Genomic DNA, 18,550 nt, shown 5'->3' with positions numbered 1-18,550 from the left:
GATTTGGCTAGGGGTGTTTTAAGATGAACCACGTTGTTTATTTTTTGGTTTTTTTTGTTATTGCGATTTCAGGGAACCCCACGGCGCTGATTTTTGGTAAAGAGGCTACCTATTTTTTGGTATTGGTGATTTTATTCGCTATGTGGATGAGAAAGCCAGTTCCAATTAAAAACACGGCTATTGTTTTTCCATTGATTATTTTTTCATTGGTTTTTATACATCTATTCACTTTTGGTGCGCTGATTATAATGGCTAGCCTGGGTTTCTTGGTCAAAATTGCGATTGGTGTGCTAGCGGCTACAGTGATAGAAAACTTCTTCATTAAGTATGTTCGAGTGATGGCTGTGCTGGCCTGCATGAGCCTTGCGTTTTACATACCGTATGTTTTCGGGATTGACTTGTCCGGCCCGCTTTCTTTTATGTACCTTTCCGTGGATACCCGAGAGGGCTTGGATCCTATACGGCATATCGGGTTTCATAATTTTCATGTCGAGCATGAGACGCGTAATAGTGGAATGTTCTGGGAACCTGGCGCATTTTCAGGCTATCTCGTTCTTGCGCTTTTTATTTCAATAGTATTTCGTGGGTCATCGGCCATATCGCGCTGGGAAGTGGTTGCATTGATTGCTGGATTGATATCGACACAATCGACAATGGGCTACATTGCGGGCTTTTCTGTATTGTGTTTTTACATGGTTGAACGTGTTCCACAGAGGCAGCAAGCCATTTATATTTTAATGGCGCCCGTAATTTTAGTTGTAGGTGCGGTTGTGGCCTATTTTTCGGTGACGCAACTGGATTTTCTTAGTGAGAAAATACAGGAACAGATGTTTAATGCACAGGCCGGGGTGGGAAATTACCAGATCAATCGCTTTGGTAATATGTTATATGACCTTGAGTTTATTAGAGATAAACCCCTTGCTGGCTGGAGTGGAAATCCGGAAACCCGTTACGCGCTAGATCCAGAGGTTGCAGAGATGGTTGCCGGGCAAGGTAGTGCTCTGACCGGGTTTTGGGTAAGGTTTGGCGCAATAGGCTGGTTTGCCTTGTTTGTTAGCTTGTATTTCGTCAAATGGGGTGAGAATAAACCTATTCGTGGTTTCTTTTTGGTTTTGACTGTTTCCGTGTTACTGGTTGGTGAGCAATATACTAACTTTCCTTTAATTTATGCTTTTTTGGTTGGTTTGTTAAGTACTAGTAATAAGGTAATAGCGGAGCATGCCGCTAAAGCACGCTTCGCTTAAGAGGGCTAATTATGAAAAAAAAAACGTTGCGGTTTTGATGACTTGTCACAACCGCAGGGATAAAACTGCTGGGTCGCTTCACGCTCTGTTTTCAGCGGCTCTGCCTAACTCGTGGTCTATTCACGTGGTGCTAGTGGATGACGGCAGCACAGATGGCACAGCCGAGGAGGTGGCAAACAAGTTTAATAACGTAGAAATACTTAGGGGTGATGGTAGTTTGTTCTGGAATCGTGGCATGCACTGGGCGTTTGCTCACGCAATGAAACGTGACTTTTATTTTTATCTTTGGCTTAACGATGACACTATCTTGGATAGTGACGCATTAGTTAAACTGGCCGATACCTACAAAGATTTATCTGCTGCTCATGGTGAGAAAATTGTTGTTGTTGGGAGCACTCGAGATGAAGAGGGTCGATTGAGCTATGGGGGAAGTGTCGCGCAAGGAAAATTGCGGCGGTTTCAATACCGAAAGGTTTGGGATTCGTCGAAGCCAGTAGAGTGCGAAGTCATGAATGGAAACTGTGCGCTCATTCCGAGGTTGGTTGCTGAGATTATCGGGAATTTAGATCCTGTTTTTGAGCATGCGATGGGTGATACTGACTATGCCCTTCGTGTCCGCCGGGCGGGGGGCCGCATTTTTGTTGCGCCAGGATTTGTTGGGGTATGTTCAAATAATCCTGTTACCCAGACATTCATGGACAAGCAAATTTCCCTTGCTGCCCGGTTTAAACACATCACCAGCCGGAAAGGGCTTCCGATTAAATCTTGGTTATGTTTTACCAGGAGGCACGGAGGAATTTTATGGCCACTTTATTTTGCGTGGCCCTACTTTAAAACACTCGTTCGGTAATTGGCCATAAAATTGCGGATATTAATTGCTCATAACTTCTACAACTCAAGCATGCCATCGGGTGAGAATCTGGTCGTTGATTCCGAGAACGATCTGTTGAGAACGAGAGGGCATCTTTTAGAGAAGTTCACTCGCCAGAGTGATGATATTCTAAGGCAGGGGCGTTTTGGGAAAATCAAGGGCGCGCTCTCTACTCCTTGGAATCCTTGGTCAGCTACGAAAATCCAAGAGATAATCAATCGATGCAACCCTGATATTTGTCATGTTCACAACACCTTTCCTCTAATTTCTCCGTCAATATTTCGTGCAATAGGAAAACGTTCCGCGCGCGTTTTAACTTTGCACAATTACCGACTGGTGTGCCCGGCGGCAATTCCCATGCGCGATGGTAAGGTCTGTACCGAATGCATTGATCACAAATCCGTTATTCCGTCACTGAATCATGGCTGTTACAGAGATAGTCGAATTGCAACAATCCCTTTGGCATTGAATATCGCTTTACATCGGTGGCTCGGTACTTGGAAACATGATGTGGATGCCTTTATCGCTTTGTCAGATTTTCAAAAGCAGATCATCGCTGATGCCGGTCTGCCGGAACATAAGATTCATGTGAAGCCCAACTTTTATCCAGGCACGCCACCAGTGGTGCCTTGGTCAGAACGCGAAGATTATGTTGTGTTTGTTGGTCGACTTTCAGCCGAAAAGGGGGCGGCTACGTTGATCGATGCTTGGCGGCAATGGGGCGAATCGGCACCGCAATTGCGCTTGGTTGGCGATGGTCCCTTGCGTTCGGACTTGGAAAAAAAAGCAGTTGGCTTGCCTATACGGTTTCTCGGACAGATGCCCGCTGACAAAGCTCAAGAGCAAATTTCGAAGGCTAAGTTATTGGTTTTGCCTTCTGAATGCTTTGAAACTTTCGGTTTGGTTGTTATTGAGGCATTTGCTTTTGGAACACCTGTCGCTGTTTCTAATATCGGACCTTTGCCTTCCATCGTTGTAGATGGCTCCTGCGGAGTGGTTTTTCCCACTGGTCAGCCGCGTGCGATGTTGGAAAGTGTACGATCAGTTTGGACACAGCCCTCCAAACTTGAGAGTATGGGGCAATACGTGCGGAAGGAGTTCGAAAAGAAGTATACTGAGGATGCAAACTACGAGATTTTGATGAGAATATACGGTGCAGCAATAGCGGAGAACCAACGCGTATGAATCAATCTCGCCATGTGGTTTGTTTTCAGCAAAGGTTGACGCATTACCGGGAAGCGTTTTTTGAACGAGCACGAGATTTTTTGGTAGATCGTGGAATTTCTTTTCATTTGGTACATGGCAAGCCAGATGCAGCCGCCTTGAAGATAAATGATCGTGGTCATTTGTCTTGGGCTCATGAAGTTGAACAACTCACATTTACGTTCGGCAGTACATCTGGTGTGTGGGTGCCGATGGCCAAAGAAGTGCCGACACCAGAATTGGTCATCGTGCCCCAGGAAAACAAGCTTCTGGCGAATTACGCGTGGTTGCTGCGCCGGCCATTGGGCGGGCCAAAAGTTGCGTTTTGGGGGCATGGACGTAACTTTCAAACGGATGCTCCAACAGGAATACGCGAAAAATGGAAGCAGCTTTTGGTGGGGCGGGTCGATTGGTGGTTTGCCTATACCCAGATGACGCGGGATATATTGGTTTCTGATGGCTATCCGGATCAACGTATTACCGTACTCGACAATGCCATTGATAATGAAGCGTTCCATGCAGATTTGGCGGCGGTTACCGAAGCCGATTTGCTTCCGTTACGCCAAATTTATGGTGCAGGCCCGTTGGGGCTGTTCTGTGGTTCTTTATATCCAGACAAGCGCATTGATTTCATGATCGCTGCCGCTGATCGCATACGGGCTGAAGTCCCGGGTTTTTCATTGGTTGTGATTGGCGACGGACCCAGTGCAGAAGAGGTCCGTGTTGCTGCAAAAACACGTCCTTGGTTGCATCCGGTGGGAGTAAGTAAAGGGCGTGATAAGGCTGCTTGGTTCAAGTTGGCGGGTGTAGTGCTGAATCCGGGTGCGGTGGGTTTGCACATTGTTGATTCTTTTTGTGCTGGCGTGCCTATGGTGACGACTGCCGATGCCCGGCATGGCCCTGAGATGGCTTATCTCGAATCCGGAAAAAATGGTTTAGTTGTTGCTGGTGAGGTAGCGGAGTACGCGGATGCTGTTGTTGATTTACTGCAGGACCGTCCCCGATTTGAGGCAATGCGTAGCGCTGCGCTGGAAAGCGCTTCCCGCTATACGCTGGACAATATGGTGAAGAATTTTTGTGATGGCATCGAGCGCTGCCTTGCTGCTCCAAAGAAATAGTTTTATGAAGAGCCTCGAAATGAAGCGGATGACTGTCAGGGTTCTATCGGCCCCATTGGATTTGCTGAGCTGGAGCGATGCGCTGGGGCGGCTCACGGATTGGGGGCGAGAGCGTCGCAGTGCGGTTGTCTGCATCTGTAACGTCCATATGGCTGTGACTGCCGGGCTGGACCCCGAACTGGCATCTGTGCTGGATAAGGCGGATATGGTTACGCCTGATGGTGCGCCTGTTGCCTGGGCAATGCGTCGTGCAGGTTTTGTGTCGCAGGAGCGTGTCAATGGCCCGGATTTGATGTGGCGTTATCTGGCTGAGGCGGAAAAGCTTGGGCAGGTTGTTTTCTTCTTTGGTGGTCAGGATGATGTTTTGGCGATCCTGCGCGAGAAAATGCTTGCTACTTACCCAGGCTTGAAAATCGGCGGAATGGTTTCGCCGCCTTTTCGGGCGTTGACCGCAGAAGAGGATCAGGTCTACGTGGATCAAATCAACGCGGCAGGGGCGGCGGTTTTATTTGTCGGTCTGGGTTGTCCGAAGCAGGAAAAATGGATGCATGCCCATCGTGGGCGTATCAATGCGGTGATGGTAGGGGTCGGCGCGGCTTTTGATTATCACGCCGGTACGATCAAGCGTGCACCGCTATGGATGCAGCGTTACGGACTTGAGTGGTTTCACCGCTTGTGTTCGGAACCGCGTCGTTTGTGGAAGCGCTACTTGGTGACCAATACGTTGTTCATTCTTGGTATGGCCCGGCATGGGTTCAAAGCGCATCGCATTAATAAGTGATGGCGGCGGGTTTGACGCAAGCAGAGTTCCATAGCGCCTTGCAGGCTTTGCCGCTGGTGTCGGTGGACTGGGTGGCGGTGGATGTCGATGGCCGGGTGTTGACCGGCTGGCGCGAGAACGCGCCGGCGCGGCATTGCTGGTTCACGCCGGGCGGGCGGATTCGCAAGGGCGAGCCTTGGCAGGCTGCGCTGGCGCGGGTGGCGGCGGTTGAACTGGGCGCGGATGATGCTACTGCGCAGGCCTGGGCGGGCCGGGCGCGGATGATGCTACTGCGCAGGCCTGGGCGGGCCGGGCGCGGTTGATGGGCGTGTGGGACCATTTCTACCCGGATAGCGCGTTTTGCGCGAACACGCCCACGCATTACGTGAATTTGCCGCATTGTCTGATGCTGGATGCTGCCGAGTCGGTGGCCTTGAAACTGGCCTTGCCGGGCAAGCTAGAAGCGGTGGATGGGCCGCAAGCGGCTTATCTGGCCCAGCACGGCGCCTGGCGCTGGCTCAGCCCGGCTGAAGATGCAGCCCATGAGCAGCCTGCGCATGCCTATGTTCAGCCGTATTTGCGCTGGGTGGCGAAAGAATTATGTTTTCCTGGAGTGATTTGATGAACGTTCAACCTTTGATCCTGTGCGGTGGTTCCGGCACCCGGATGTGGCCGCTGTCGCGCGAGCAGTTTCCCAAGCAGTTGCTGAATCTGGCGGGTGAGAGCTCGATGTTGCAGGCCACGGTGCAGCGGCTGAAGGATTTGCCGCTGGCGGGGGCCGGGTTGGCGGCGCCGATTCTGATCGGCAACGAGGAATACCGTTTTCTGATGGCCGAGCAGTTGCGCCAGATTGCCGTGAGACACGGTGGCATGGTGCTGTAGCCTTGCGGGCGCAATACGGCGCCGGCTTTGACGCTGGGCGCCTTGCTGGCGCAAGCGGGCGGTGACGATCCGGTGCTGGTGATCATGCCGGCCGATCATGTGATCCAGGATGAAGCGGCTTTCCGGGCGGCGGTGGCGCTGGCTTTGCCGCTGGCGGATGCGGGCAAGCTGGTGACTTTCGGCATTTGCCCGACGGCACCGGAAACGGGTTATGGCTATATCCGCGTGGGCGATTCGCTGGGCGAGGGCGCGAGCCTGGTCGAGCAGTTTGTCGAGAAGCCGGATCAGGCGACGGCGCAGCGCTATCTGGATAGCGGCCAGTATTTGTGGAATGGCGGTATTTTCGTGATCAAGGCGTCGGTGTGGCTGGCCAAGATGGCGCAGTGCCGGCCGGATATTCTGGCGGCGTGCGAGGCGGCGTTTGCGGCTTGCCCGTCGGAGTCCATCGACTATGCGGTGATGGAGCCGCTGACGGCCGCCGGCAAGAATACCGGCGAGGTGGCGGTGGTGCCGCTGGATGCGCGCTGGTCGGATGTCGGCGCCTGGAGTGCGCTGTGGGAGATCGGCGACAAGGACGAAGCCGGCAACGTGTTCAAGGGCGATGTGCTGGCGGTCGATACCGCGAATTCGCTGGTGATGGCGAGCAGCCGGCTGGTGGCAACGGTGGGGCTGCAGGATGTGGTCGTGGTGGAAACCGACGACGCCATCCTGGTGGCGGATCGCAATCAGATCCAGAAGGTGAAGAACGTGGTCGGCCAGTTGAAGGCGGCGGGGCGTTCGGAAACCAATGCCCACCGCAAGGTTCATCGGCCCTGGGGCTGGTACGACAGCATCGATTTCGGCTCGCGCTTCCAGGTCAAGCGCATTGTGGTCAATCCGGGTGGCGTGCTGTCGCTGCAGATGCACCACCACCGCGCCGAGCACTGGATCGTGGTTTCCGGCACGGCGCGGGTGACCAAGGGCGACGAGACTTTCCTGGTGTCGGAGAACGAATCGACTTTCATCCCGCTGGGCACCACGCACCGCCTGGAAAACCCCGGCAAGCTACCGCTGGAGATGATCGAGGTGCAGAGCGGGTCTTATCTGGGCGAGGATGACATCGTGCGGTTTGAGGATCGCTACGGGCGGTAAGTCGATGGTTTGTGTGGGCAAGATGGGCGGTGTTGGGTGAGAGATTTTTTATCCTGGGTTTTGCTGGTGGCAGCAATGGCTGCCACCTTGCTGCTTAACTTGCCCGAGGTGCGTTATTCCACCCTGGCATCGGTGAAGCCGACGCTGGCGGATGAGGGCTTGCGCCGGTTCGGTGAGCCGGTGCTGGCGAATTTGCCCGATGGCTTTGCGCTGTCGGCGACAAATCGAGATAGAACACGTGGCCTGGCCTGGGCTTTGCCGATGGCGGATGGGGCGCAGGCGGTGCGGGTGCTGGCCGAGGTGGCCCTGGACGCCGTTGGTGAGGGCGAGGAACCCAGGCATCGGGCGATGTTGTCGGTGCGCATGGTGGATGCGCAGGGCAAAACGCATGAGCGGGCGGCGTTCATGGGTGCCGGGACGCAGGCTGGGGCGGTGGATTCGGTGATTCTACTGCTGCCGGAAACCACCGAGCTGCAGTTGATGGCGCAGTTACTGCGGGTGCCCGGAACGTTCTCAGTGAGTGAATTGCGGCTGTCCTGGCTGGTGGAGCGTACCTGGGTGTCGACTGCTTTGCTGGCCTTGTGGGTGTTGTGGCTGGTGCCTTTCGGCGCCTTGCTGGCACACTGGCTACAAGCAGCGCGTTACCGGGCGGAGTTGGTGCTGGCATTTGCCCTGGTGCTGGCGGCGGTGGTAATGCCGGGCGAGTGGCGCGATGTCCTGCAGCAACAGGTTACGATGGTCTTGTACCAGTGGCTGGCGGATTGGCTGGGCTGGTCGATGCCGGTTTCGGAGGGGCGCGGGCTTTCGGATTACATGCATTTCCTGATGTTTGCGCTGCTGGGCGCGGCCTTGGCGGTGGCTCGGCGCGATCTGGCGGCGTGGCGGCTGATCGGTGGCCTGATCTTGCTCGGCGCGGCAACCGAGGTTTTGCAGTTTCTGGTGCCGGGCCGCGAGGGTGGTTGGCTCGATGTCGGGCTTGATGCGGGCGGGGCGATGCTGGGTGTATTGATGGCTCGCCTTGGGTTTACGCGCACCGCTTGAAGCTGAGTTCTTCGCAGAGTCTTGAGTGAGCATGCTGAGTGAATGGCCTTGCGCTCCGCCCCAGGGTCATCGCATTCGCATGCCATGAACTCCCTGAAGATCTCCACTACTGAGAAAACCAGTGCCTGGCCGAAGATGCTGCAGATTTTTTCGTTCTTCAAAGTGGAGGCCTCACGACATCAGCGGCTAAACTCGAGGCCGTGAATGTCACAACCGTTGGATGATTGATCAGGAAGAAACAAAAATGACCACTTATGTAGAGTTGATGGCGCAGATCGAGGCGCTGCAGAAACAGGCCGAGGCGCTCCGCCAGAGCGAGATCGCCGGCGTGATCGAGGAGATCAAGCAAAAGATGCGCGACTACGATCTCACCCCGGCAGACCTCGGCTTTGCTGCGCCTTCTGCAGCACGCAGCGAGGCGGCTGCCGGCCGGCCGTCGAAGCGCGCGCCAGTGAAGCCGAAATACCAGGATCCGGTGTCGGGCAAGACTTGGACGGGCCGAGGCGTGATGCCCAAGTGGCTGAAGGAAGCCATCGACGCCGGCCACGAGCGGGATGCGTTCCTGATCCCCGAGCGCTGATCAGCGCGCGGCCAGGGACACGGGCGGTGCCCGCATGCGCAGCAAGGCCGTCGCGGCCCCCCGTGACCTGCGTCGCCTGCCAGCGCTGCCACCGCCTCGCTGGGCTCGCCGGCATCCTCAGGCCCCGGGGCGGGGCGCGGTGACGCGTATTTCAGGGCCCGCATAGAAGTAGGTGAGCCGTTGGCCGGGTGCGATCACCATGCGCCGGTCGAGCGCGACGAGCTTTTGGCGCAGCCGGAAAAGGTGGGCATGCATGCGTGACAGTTCGGGGTCCTCGCCAAGTGGGGCAACGATGGCCACCAGCGCGAGGCTGCTGAACTCGGTGTGCGGCGCGCGGGCAAGCTGACCAAGCAAGAGCGCCTCCTCACAAGGCAACTTGAGATTACGCCCATCGCTGCTCGACAGCGTGCTGGTGTTGAGATCGAGATGAAAGCTCAATGCCCTTGTGCTGTTGGCGCGCTCAAGATCGCTGTATCGAATTACTCCCATTGTTCGTCTCCCTACTCGCCTACTTGCTTTATGTGAGCAAGGCCTTTGCCCGCGGTGCAGCGGACTTGGCCAGCGCCATTTCCGACTGCCACACGGTCTGCAGACCCCGATGTGCGTTACCGCTCGCCGGCGGCTCTTCAACGCGGCTTGGACGCGAACGACTTCGCTTGGTGTGGTGTCCGGCGAGCACTGCGATCGCACACAACACCACGAAGGTTGCCGCGTTGGCTGGAATCTGAAAGTTGAAATCGGTCGCCGCGTGAACACCCAGCGCAACGATGCCCATGGCGGCGCCGAACCCCACGCCACTGCCGTAGGTCGAATCCAGCCGCCACAAGGCTTTGAATGCGTGGAACAGCGCAAGCGCCACAAAAGCCGCGAGCGGTAAGGATCCAAACACGCCGAACTCGACAACGAACTGCACATAGTCGTTGTGCGCATGATCGAAATGCAGCGGGATGCTGTGGTCGGGGAAGCGCGGGAACACCGCCTCGAAACTTCCTGCCCCATGGCCGGTGAGCGGGCGTTCGCGCACCAACGGGAGGGACTGAAGCACCACGTCATCGCGCAGTTCGTTCGCGGTGGCAACGACCGCGCCATCGACGACGACGTCGGTCAGGCGGGTATCGACGAGGCGGTTCTTAAGCCGTTCTAGACCGAAGTATTGGCTGACGATAAGGACGTCGATCACGACGATGCTCAGCAAGATCGCGACGTTGCGCGCACGATGCTCGCGATTGCGAACAACGAAGATGCCGGCGACAAGGACCAGGCCGACGAAAAAGCCGATGTTGCCGCCGCGCGAGTGCGTCATGACCAGGGCAATGACCATGATCACCAGCGCCATGCGCAGCCTTGCCTTGGGACCGAGGACAAGCTCCAGACTGCTGCGCCAGTTGATCGGGCGGCCGTCTCGCAGCGCAAGCAGAAGCCCGATGCCGCAGGCAAGCGTCAGCTCCAGGTAACCTGCAAGGTGGTTGCGATTGATGAACGTACCGGTGGCGTCGCCAAGATAGCTGGCCTTTGGGCCGACGAGCAGCCACTCGACGCCCGACAAGGTCATGAGTGCCCCGTAAAAGGCCTGCAATGTGCCGCTTACCACGAGCGTGGCCAGTAGCAGGGTGAGTCGGCTACGGGTATGGAAGAGCTCGATGACGACCACAAAAAGCAGGCAGTAGGCCAGGCCCAGCGAGAGCGACCTGAAAGTCGCACCGGGATCTAGCGTAAGGCCTCCCAGCCATTGAATGGCTACCCAACACTGGGTCGCCAAGAGGGCCACGACCATCGGCAGGCCCGGGCGCCAAGCAGCATTGCCAGCGCGGGGCGCGCGCTGACGGCTGCGTACGATCGCGCACCCTAGCCCAATCGCACCTAGCACCGCAACGAAGATCCCGATGGCCCAGTCCCGATTGCTACCCAACGGTAAGGGCAGCCCCACAAGCACACAAAGAACGAGCCCAACAAGGAGACGCTCGAACCGGGAATGATGTTCGTCCATTGGGTAGATGCGCACCTGGTGGCTCAAAGGGACAATGCAGACGCTCGCATCTGCCCTGGGCCGGGGATGTTTGCGGAGAACTATACTGCCGATTACCCGTTTTCAGCGCAAGCACGAAATGTTGTAGAGGTACATCATTACCCCTATATTCGACACTCCTTGCATCCCGGCGCAACCTCACCACGCACCCGAGGCCCTCAGAACGCCCCGCCGACGCCACGCCTCGACCTGACGGCCCGCAAAACATTACCTTTGAGCAGCATCAAACTTACCCTCTCAGCGAGACACTAGTATCGACGATGTCTCCCGACAGCCTTACTGATACAGGCACATACAACCGCAAGGGCTTACCATGACGTCAGCGCCCCTCCCGCCAGCCGCGCCTTCAAGGCGCCCGGCACTATCGAAAGCCTCGCCCCCTCGAACGCCTCGCCGACCGCTCAGCTGCGGCGCACTGGCATTCGCCCTGCTCGCCTTGTCCGGCTGCGCCAGTAGCCCAGAGCTGGCAACGGCCGCCCCCACCACGGCGACGACGCTGACGCCGCAGTTGGTCGCAAGCAGACCCAGCACTTCGCCGGCAGGGCTGGAGACAGCCCGGATCAAGCGCCCCGTCGTCATCACCGGTGTGCGCAATGCCGGTGAGCACGGCCCCGCGGACGACGCCGCGGCGGCGCGGCTGTTGGCCTTGCGTATCGCGCTCGAGCGTGCGCTCGTCGATTCGGGCCGCTACGAACTGGTGAAGCGGAACGATTTGCACCGAGGGCGCGCAGCCGGCGGACGCAGCCCACAGCCCGGCGCCGACACCTTGCAATTGAGCGCCGAACTGCTCGAGCGCGCTGGCCTGAGCACGGTTCGCCTGCGCATTCACGACCCCGCATCGACCACGACGCTGATGGAGTTCGTCGGCGAGGGGGTCCCACTCTCGCGCACCACGCGCCTGTTCGGCGCGGACAAGGCGGGCGCCGACGGCGTGCAGGCTCGCCTGGGCGCACTCGACCATGCCGTGCGCCAGGCGCTGCAGAGCGCCTCTGCAGTGCTCGGCACCCTGCCCTGGCAAGCCCCCGTCCTCGAGATCGAGGACGACAAGACCATCCTCATCGCCCACGGTCGCCGCCTTGGGCTGAAGCCGGGCATCCTGCTCTCGATCCAGACCCGCGAGCACAGTCTGCCACGGGGGCAGGCACAGCCCCCCGTCAGCCTCCCCGGCCGCGTCGTGGGCGAGGTGCTGATCGTCGACAACGGCAACGGCCCCGGGCAAGAGAACGTTGCAGTCGGTGCGCTGGTGTCCGGCTCGCTGCGCGGCTACGAGATGCGCGAGTTGGTGGTGCGCCTGTGCCGGCCGAAGGGCTACTTCGGGCACGACTTCGGACATGATCGCCAGTGCGCGGCCAAAGCGGCGGCGGTGGTCGGCTTCGACGCCGAGGCCGCACTGCTGAGCTTCGAACCCAGCCTGCTCGACGAGGGCGAGGCCGTCACCACGCCCTACTCCATGCCCGTGCAAGGGCCGTCGGCGGTGTTCTGAGCAGAGGCTTGCCGCGCTCATAGGCCCCACGCACGCCGAAGCGCCTGCAAGGGCTTGCGCAGCAACTGCTGGGCAAGCGGGATACGCTCGCCGGTGATGCGAGCCGTGCCGCGGGCGCCGGGCAGCACGGCCGGCGGCATTGCGCGCCAGTCGGCATCGACCGCGATCGAGGGCAGCTGGTCATCGGACAGCTGCACGCTGTAACCACGCCGTACCACCTGTGCAGACAGCGCGGACAAAGGGCTGCGGTCGAGTGTGACCTGGACTGGCGCCCCTTCATCAACGAGACTGAAGTCGGCCAGCGGCACCATGATGCGCAGGCGCGTGACACGCGTGTCGGCGATGCTGAGCAGCCGCTCACCCATCCGCACGGCCGCCCCCGGGAGGCGGTCGGGGTCTTCGAGCAGCACCTGGCCCGACAGCTCGCTGCGCAGCTCGGCACGCTCGAGCTGCGCGAGCTGGAAGTCGAGCTCGAGCTGCGCGCGCTCGAGCTCGATCTGCGTCACCGCCACACGCGCCCGGGCGCTGGCGTCGTAGTGCGACGCTGCGCGCACCCGCGCGAGCTCGGCCTGGGCGACCGCCAGCGACTGGCGCGCCTCGTCCACGTTCTTCTCGAGCACGCGGGTGTCCATGCGCAGCAGCAGGTCTCCGGGCTCCACCTGCTGACCGGGCGCTACCTCGAGCGTTGCGATCACGCCGTCCAGCGCCGAAAACACGTGGCGCGGCTCGGCGGCCACGACCTGCACCGGGGCCGTCACCGCTGCGGGCACCGGTACCAGGGCGGCCACGAGCACCACGGCAAGGCCTGCGAGCAGCGCACGCCTGCGCGCGCCCAAGCGCGGCGGCTGCGGCGACGGCATGAGGGCGCCCAGCATTGCCCCAAAGCGGTGCGCGAAGAGCACCTCCTCGTCCGTCCATGCGCGGCCGCGGTGACGCTCGAGCCACAGAGCATGGCGGCCCGGCTCGCCATCGCGCCCCGGCAGCGGCCACCACAGGATCTGGGTGCCGCCCTGAGCCGCGATGACACGTTGCAGCGCATCCGCGAGCGCTTCCCCTGCGACTTCGCTGCGCACCTGCGCCGGCCGCGCCGAATGCCCCAGACGAGCCGGCCCATTGCCCAGCCCGAGCTCACCCGCGGCAATACGGATCGCATCGGCAAGCACCGAACGCTCGGCAGGCTTTACCCCCGCACTGGCCTGGCAAGGCAACAGCGCCGGGACAGATACCAGCACCGCGCGCTCGCATGCGAGCACCTCGCCGATCCGGTTCGCCAGCAACTGCCCGGCCTTGTCCGCATCGCGTACCCCAGCGAGGGCGGTGCACAAGCGCAACAGGCGCCCGAGCAAGAGCTCACCGGCCTCGCGTCGCCCCTCTTTCACTGCTGCACCATGCCCTTCATGCCGTGCACAACGCCGTTGGCGGGCTTGGGCAGCGCCCAGATCACGCGGACGGTGTTGCTGCGCAGGTCCACCTTGGCCGACACCGCCTCGACCTCGACGTCGAGCTCTCGGTTGAGGTCGGGCAGCACCAGGCGCGCGCGCGCGCCGCGCTTTAGCCCCGCCGCCGCCTCCGCAGGCACGTCCCCCACTGCACGCAGACGGGTGTTGTCCACGATCTCGACGATGGGCATGCCCGCCTCCACCCACTGGTATTTGCTGACATGGCGCTCCACAACCGAGCCCGAGAAGGGCGCAACCACCCTGGACATCTGGATCTGCTGGCGCAGAATGCGGTTCTCGGCCTCGAGGACGCCTTGCTCAGCGCGCGTACGCCCGAGGTCATCCTCCGTCTTGAGTCCCTGATTGACCAGGCCCAGGGTGGTTTTTGCCAGATTGGAGAGGTAGGAGATCTGGACATTGTTGCGCTCGATCTGCAGTTCCAGCTCGCGACTGTCGACACGCGCCACCAGGGCCCCCTTCTGCACCTCGCTGCCGACGTCCGGTACGAGTTCGAGGAGCTTCCCCGAGCGCCCCATGGACAGCACCACCTGCTGACGCGACTCGATGGCCACGGGGACTTCAGGCAAGGTCGCGGCAAAGCTCGAGCTGGCGAAAATGACCGCGGCGACGATCGCAGAAAACAGATAGACCAAGGGCGTGCTCATCTGGATACGGTACGAACAAGAAAGCTGAGGAACTGACCAAGGACGGACACCGGCTGGAGCTGCAGCTCGACCCACGCTGGCGTTGCATCGGGAATGCGCTCGGCCATCGCCGGCAGATCGACGATGAAGCTGAAGGCCTGGTAGGCATCGCGCGGTTGGAGCGCCGACCCCGTGCGCAGAGCGGCAGCGGTGTCGGCGCCCAGGTCTTTGCGCCCCGACTGCACTGCCGCAATGGGGCCGCCAAAGCGGTCGTAAAGGACGACGCTCGGTAGCGACTCTGCCGCCCGTGGCTGGGCCTCGGCCACCACGACCTCGGGCCCGGGCAGGCCGGTATCCCAAGGCCGCAAGCGGGCACGCGTGAGCCCGGCGGGGTCGATCAGTGCGCTGTACTTGTCTTCGACCAGCGCATTGACGCGAAGCCGCGGCGACTGTCGGACGCTGGCCAGCACTACGTCCGCGGCAACGGTATCGCCCACCTGGTAGTCGGGATGGCGTTCAACCAGCTCACCCCCTGCAGCGGCATGGACCACACGCTGGGCGAGGCGCGACTCGGCTGCCGCACGCGCTGCGAGAAGGCGACGCTCCTCTTCCTGCAGCCACTTGCGGTAGCCGCCCTCGCTGCCGCGGGTGTCGAGCGCCTGCTGCTGCGCGCGGTTGTGGCGGAGCTCGATGTCGAGCCGGTCCAGCGCATGGCGTTGCGCCGCACTCTCGAGCACGAGCAGCACGGCGCCCTCTTCCACCGCCGTGCCGACCGCGGGCGGCAGCGTCACGATGCGGCCCTCGAACGGTGCGCTGACGTATTGCAGGCGCTCGTGCATGAGCAGCCCGGGCACGGCCAGGGTGCGCTCCAACGGCAGCGCCAGCGCAAGGGCCGCAACGCCGAGCACGCCGAGCGTTGCCAGCGTGCGCCGCCGCGACCCGATGCTCGCGCGCTGTGTGACGAGCGCGCGCAGTTCGCGCGCGAGCGGGCGCAACAGCAGGATGTAGAGCTCCAGCGCCGCGACCAGCACACCTGCGAGGGCGCCGATGAAGGCGAACACCGCCATGGCGATCGCGATCGCCACGAAGACCCTGTAAGCCAGCGTCGCGACCGCATAGGCCACCATGAGCGGCGCCTGCGGCGGCGCCTCCGGGGCCTGCCCCCGCCAGCCCAGGCAGATCCGGCGCAGGCGATGGCGCAGCAACGCGAAGGCGCGCGGCTGGAGGTTGTCGATTCCCCACACATCCATCAACAGGTAATAGCCGTCGAAGCGCATGAAGGGGTTGAGGTTGATGAGCAACGTGGACAGGATCGACGCGCTGGACAGGTAGAAGGCGAGGCTGCGCAGTACGCCATCGGGCAGGACGGACCACAGCAGCAGGGCAGCGCCCGCCACCGCAAGTTCAAAGCGGATGCCTGCCGAGCCAATCTGCGCCCGGCGCCGCCGGTCGGGTTCGCGCCAGGCGTCGGTAACGTCGGTGTAGAGGATGGGCCACAGCAGGATGAAGGCAACGCCCATGCTGCGTACATGAAGCCCCTTGAGCTTTGCGCTCAATGCGTGCGCCAGTTCGTGACCGAGCTTGAGCGCGACCAGGCAGGCGATGAAGCTCACAAAACCGGTGGGCGTGAGCAAGTAGCTAGCGGTAGAGAAGTAGAGCTGGGCCTGCGGCAGGGCAAGCAGCACCCCGAGCAGGCCGACGTAGCGCAGCGCGCGCACCGCCAGCGGGTTGGCGAGCGGCCGCAGCACCGGCGCAAGCCGGGTAAGCCATGCGTCAGGGCGCAGGAGCGGGATCCGGTAGTAGACGTAGCCATGCAGCATCCGCGTCCAGAACCCGGGCTGGCCGCGCCCGGTGCCATCCGCTGCGGTGTCGCCCTCGCGGCACAGGCCGGCCCGCCGCAACTCGCCCAGGAAGGCGCGCAGCGCGGCCGGTGTCGGTGGCGGCAAGCCGAGCCCTTGCACACGCTCCAGTGCGGCCGACGGCGACGCGCCGCTGCGCAGCGCTTCGACCACGACGGACTCGACCTGGCCAACACGAAAGTAGCGCCCGCTGACCGGGTCTTCGATCACCCACGCCGCCTGTCCGCCCTCGTCCGCAGCGCTCACGCGCAGTTCGATGTCGGCGCGCAGGCCCTTCCAGCCCGCGTCGAGCGCCTCGAGACCCGCTGCAGGCTTGCCCTCAGCCATCATCGTCAGCGCCTCGCCCCGGCCTCTCCCGCCGGACCAGCCGGCGGCTGTGGCACGATCAGCAGGCCCTCGGCGGGCAACTCGACCACGCCCGGCTCCACGCCTTCGAAACTGCTGTCACCCAGGGTATGGGCGAAGGCGTCTGCGAGCGGTGCATTGAAGCCTGACTCAGGGCCGCTCGCCTCAGCCACGAAGGCGCCCTCGGCGTTCAGCCCCACCGGCGGCACGCCCGGCGCAGTCGGCACGGCATACGCCAGGGAGCCGCGCCCGGTCGCAAGCAGGTATTCACCCGGGGCCGCGGCAGGAACGAAGCGGCACCCGATGCCGAGCAGCCGGTGCAAGGTGCAGACCTCGAACACATCCGCCTGTGCAAGCGCCTTCTCGGCATCCAAACCACTGTCCACATCGGGGTAGCTGAATGGCTCCAGCAGCACCGCGTAGTCAATCACCTCGTAGGCGAACGCGGACTGGTACTGCAGCGGCGACACCCACTGGAGCCCGGCCTCGTTAGGCGTGCTCGCCTCTGTACGGCTGCTGAACACAAAGGGCAGCGGCGCGGGGGTCACGGTGATCAGCGCACGGTGCTCCACACTGGTCAGGCCAGGACTGCCATCGCGGCCGCTATTGTCCCAGACGCGGAATACGAAGCCGTCCGCTCCGTCGAAGCCGCGCGCCGGTTCGTAGTGCAAGCCGGCGAGCGCACTGCTCGCAATGAACTGGCCCGCCTGCACGGCGACGCCATCGAGCAACAACGCGCCATGCTCGGGCAGCGCGACTACGCTGATGCCCGCCATCGCGTCGCCGTCGGCGTCGGCGAACGGGAACAGATCCGCCGCAAGCTGCAGGCGGCCGTCCGCCGGCACGGTGAGCCGTTCGGGGTCGGACGTCAGCGGCAGGTCTGCGCTCGTCGGCGCATCGTCGACCGGCAGCACCGTGATCAACGCGCGGTGCTCTGCACTCGACAGCCCGGGCCCGCGCCCCTCGCCGCTGTCGTCCCAAGCCTTGAAGCCGAAGCCATCCGGGCCGTTGTAGTCGGGCAGGGGTACGTACTCGAGCGTCGCCAGCGCAGCCGCATCGATGTACTGCCCCACGGCCACCGCCTCCCCTGCAAGCAGCAGCGTCCCATGTTCGGGCAGCGCGGTGATCGTCACCCCGGCGAGCGCGTCGCCGTCGGCGTCGGCAAACGGGAACACCGTCGCCGGCAAGGGCAAGCGGCCGTCCTCATCCACCGTCAAGCGCCCAGGATCGTCGGCCTTGGGCAGATCCGCACTCGTCGGCGCATCGGCAACCGGCAGCACCGTGATGAGTGCCACATGCTCCGCACTCGACAGCCCAGGGCCGCCACCCGTCCCGCTGTCGTCCCAGGCCCGGAACCTGAATCCATCGGGGCCGTTGTAGTCCGGGTTCGGCACATATTCGAGCATCGCCAGGGCCGCCGTCGGGATGAACTGCCCGGCCTGCACCGCCACGCCGTCGAGCAGCAGTACGCCGTGCTCGGGCAGCAGCACGATGCTGACGCCCGCCATCGCGTCGCCGTCGGCGTCGCCAAAGGGGAAGACGTCCGCAGGCAGCGGCAGGCGTCCGTCCTCATCCACGGACAGCCGCTCAGGCGCGCTCGCCAGCGGCAGGTCTGCGCTGGTCGGTGCATCGTCGACCGGCAGCACCGTGATCAACGCGCGGTGCTCAGCACTCGACAGCCCGGGCCCACGCCCCTCGCCGCTGTCGTCCCACGCCTTGAAGCCGAAGCCATCCGGGCCGTTGTAGTCGGGCAGGGGGACATACTCGAGCGTCGCCAGCGCAGCCGCATCGATGTACTGCCCCACGGCCACCGCCTCCCCTGCAAGCAGCAGCGTCCCATGTTCGGGCAGCGCGGTGATCGTCACCCCGGCGAGCGCGTCGCCGTCGGCGTCGGCAAACGGGAACACCGTCGCCGGCAAGGGCA

At 61.5% G+C, this 18,550-nt stretch carries 16 protein-coding genes and 1 pseudogene; 11 read left to right on the top strand and 6 right to left on the bottom strand.

Annotation, left to right across the window (positions count from 1 at the left end):
* Nucleotides 1–23: 23 nt before the first annotated feature.
* The 10 genes and pseudogenes from P7F68_RS08925 (at nt 24) to P7F68_RS08880 (ending at nt 8,830) form a co-directional block, all read left to right on the top strand.
* Complete coding sequence (locus P7F68_RS08925) at nt 24–1,244, top strand: hypothetical protein (protein WP_277832460.1); 1,221 nt, start codon at nt 24–26, stop codon at nt 1,242–1,244.
* Nucleotides 1,219–2,094 (top strand): glycosyltransferase family 2 protein, encoded by an 876-nt coding sequence (locus P7F68_RS08920; RefSeq protein ID WP_277832458.1) that lies wholly within the window; start codon nt 1,219–1,221, stop codon nt 2,092–2,094. The genes P7F68_RS08925 and P7F68_RS08920 overlap by 26 nt, the downstream gene beginning before the upstream one ends.
* Nucleotides 2,095–3,300 carry a glycosyltransferase family 4 protein gene (locus P7F68_RS08915; protein WP_277832456.1) on the top strand — a complete coding sequence of 402 codons (1,206 nt, stop codon included), beginning with the start codon at nt 2,095–2,097 and terminating at the stop codon, nt 3,298–3,300. It abuts the gene before it with no gap.
* Nucleotides 3,297–4,436 carry a glycosyltransferase family 4 protein gene (locus P7F68_RS08910; RefSeq protein ID WP_277832454.1) on the top strand — a complete coding sequence of 380 codons (1,140 nt, stop codon included), beginning with the start codon at nt 3,297–3,299 and terminating at the stop codon, nt 4,434–4,436. Before P7F68_RS08915 ends, P7F68_RS08910 begins: the two co-directional genes overlap by 4 nt.
* A gap of 4 nt (nt 4,437–4,440) precedes the next feature.
* Entirely contained in the window at nt 4,441–5,217 is a 777-nt protein-coding gene (locus P7F68_RS08905; protein WP_277832452.1) for a WecB/TagA/CpsF family glycosyltransferase, read from the top strand.
* Nucleotides 5,218–5,228: 11 nt separating this feature from the next.
* Nucleotides 5,229–5,519, top strand: a complete 291-nt coding sequence (locus P7F68_RS08900; protein WP_277832450.1) for an NUDIX domain-containing protein — start codon at nt 5,229–5,231, stop codon at nt 5,517–5,519.
* Nucleotides 5,519–5,818, top strand: a complete 300-nt coding sequence (locus P7F68_RS08895) for an NUDIX hydrolase (RefSeq protein WP_277832448.1) — start codon at nt 5,519–5,521, stop codon at nt 5,816–5,818. The genes P7F68_RS08900 and P7F68_RS08895 overlap by 1 nt, the downstream gene beginning before the upstream one ends.
* Nucleotides 5,818–7,209: pseudogene (locus tag P7F68_RS08890) on the top strand (mannose-1-phosphate guanylyltransferase/mannose-6-phosphate isomerase). The gene P7F68_RS08895 and the pseudogene P7F68_RS08890 overlap by 1 nt, the downstream one beginning before the upstream one ends.
* Nucleotides 7,210–7,284: 75 nt before the next feature.
* Nucleotides 7,285–8,250 (top strand): VanZ family protein, encoded by a 966-nt coding sequence (locus P7F68_RS08885; RefSeq protein ID WP_277832446.1) that lies wholly within the window; start codon nt 7,285–7,287, stop codon nt 8,248–8,250.
* Between the two features lie 220 nt (nt 8,251–8,470).
* The gene (locus P7F68_RS08880; protein ID WP_338405587.1) at nt 8,471–8,830 is read left to right on the top strand and encodes an H-NS histone family protein; all 360 of its coding nucleotides are present in this window, start codon (nt 8,471–8,473) and stop codon (nt 8,828–8,830) included.
* 117 nt (nt 8,831–8,947) lie between these two features.
* Here P7F68_RS08880 and P7F68_RS08875 read toward each other — a convergent pair whose 3' ends face one another.
* Together P7F68_RS08875 and P7F68_RS08870 are read right to left on the bottom strand one after the other, a co-directional pair.
* On the bottom strand, nt 8,948–9,319 hold the full coding sequence (locus P7F68_RS08875; RefSeq protein WP_277832444.1) for a hypothetical protein: 372 nt from the start codon (nt 9,317–9,319) through the stop codon (nt 8,948–8,950).
* 28 nt (nt 9,320–9,347) lie between these two features.
* Entirely contained in the window at nt 9,348–10,844 is a 1,497-nt protein-coding gene (locus P7F68_RS08870) for an O-antigen ligase family protein (RefSeq protein WP_277832442.1), read from the bottom strand.
* Nucleotides 10,845–11,364: 520 nt separating this feature from the next.
* Between P7F68_RS08870 and P7F68_RS08865 the strand changes: the two genes are divergently transcribed.
* A complete protein-coding gene (locus P7F68_RS08865; RefSeq protein WP_277832440.1) occupies nt 11,365–12,339 on the top strand; it encodes a curli production assembly/transport component CsgG in 975 nt (324 codons plus the stop codon).
* A 17-nt stretch (nt 12,340–12,356) separates the two neighbouring features.
* Here the strand turns inward: P7F68_RS08865 and P7F68_RS08860 are convergent, their stop codons facing one another.
* The 4 genes from P7F68_RS08860 to P7F68_RS08845 form a co-directional block, all read right to left on the bottom strand.
* Nucleotides 12,357–13,718, bottom strand: a complete 1,362-nt coding sequence (locus P7F68_RS08860; RefSeq protein WP_277832437.1) for an efflux RND transporter periplasmic adaptor subunit — start codon at nt 13,716–13,718, stop codon at nt 12,357–12,359.
* Nucleotides 13,715–14,443, bottom strand: a complete 729-nt coding sequence (locus P7F68_RS08855) for an efflux RND transporter periplasmic adaptor subunit (RefSeq protein ID WP_037982335.1) — start codon at nt 14,441–14,443, stop codon at nt 13,715–13,717. The genes P7F68_RS08860 and P7F68_RS08855 overlap by 4 nt, the downstream gene beginning before the upstream one ends.
* The gene (locus tag P7F68_RS08850) at nt 14,440–16,611 is read right to left on the bottom strand and encodes a hypothetical protein (RefSeq protein WP_277832434.1); all 2,172 of its coding nucleotides are present in this window, start codon (nt 16,609–16,611) and stop codon (nt 14,440–14,442) included. Before P7F68_RS08850 ends, P7F68_RS08855 begins: the two co-directional genes overlap by 4 nt.
* A gap of 2 nt (nt 16,612–16,613) precedes the next feature.
* On the bottom strand, nt 16,614–18,550 hold a 1,937-nt coding region (locus P7F68_RS08845; RefSeq protein WP_277832432.1), incomplete at its 5' end, for an Ig-like domain-containing protein.

It is taken from the genome of Thauera mechernichensis, from assembly GCF_029588855.1.
Lineage (GTDB): Bacteria > Pseudomonadota > Gammaproteobacteria > Burkholderiales > Rhodocyclaceae > Thauera > Thauera mechernichensis.
The sequence above is the reverse complement of the archived record's forward strand: the minus strand, read 5'-3'. Positions and strand labels throughout refer to the sequence as shown.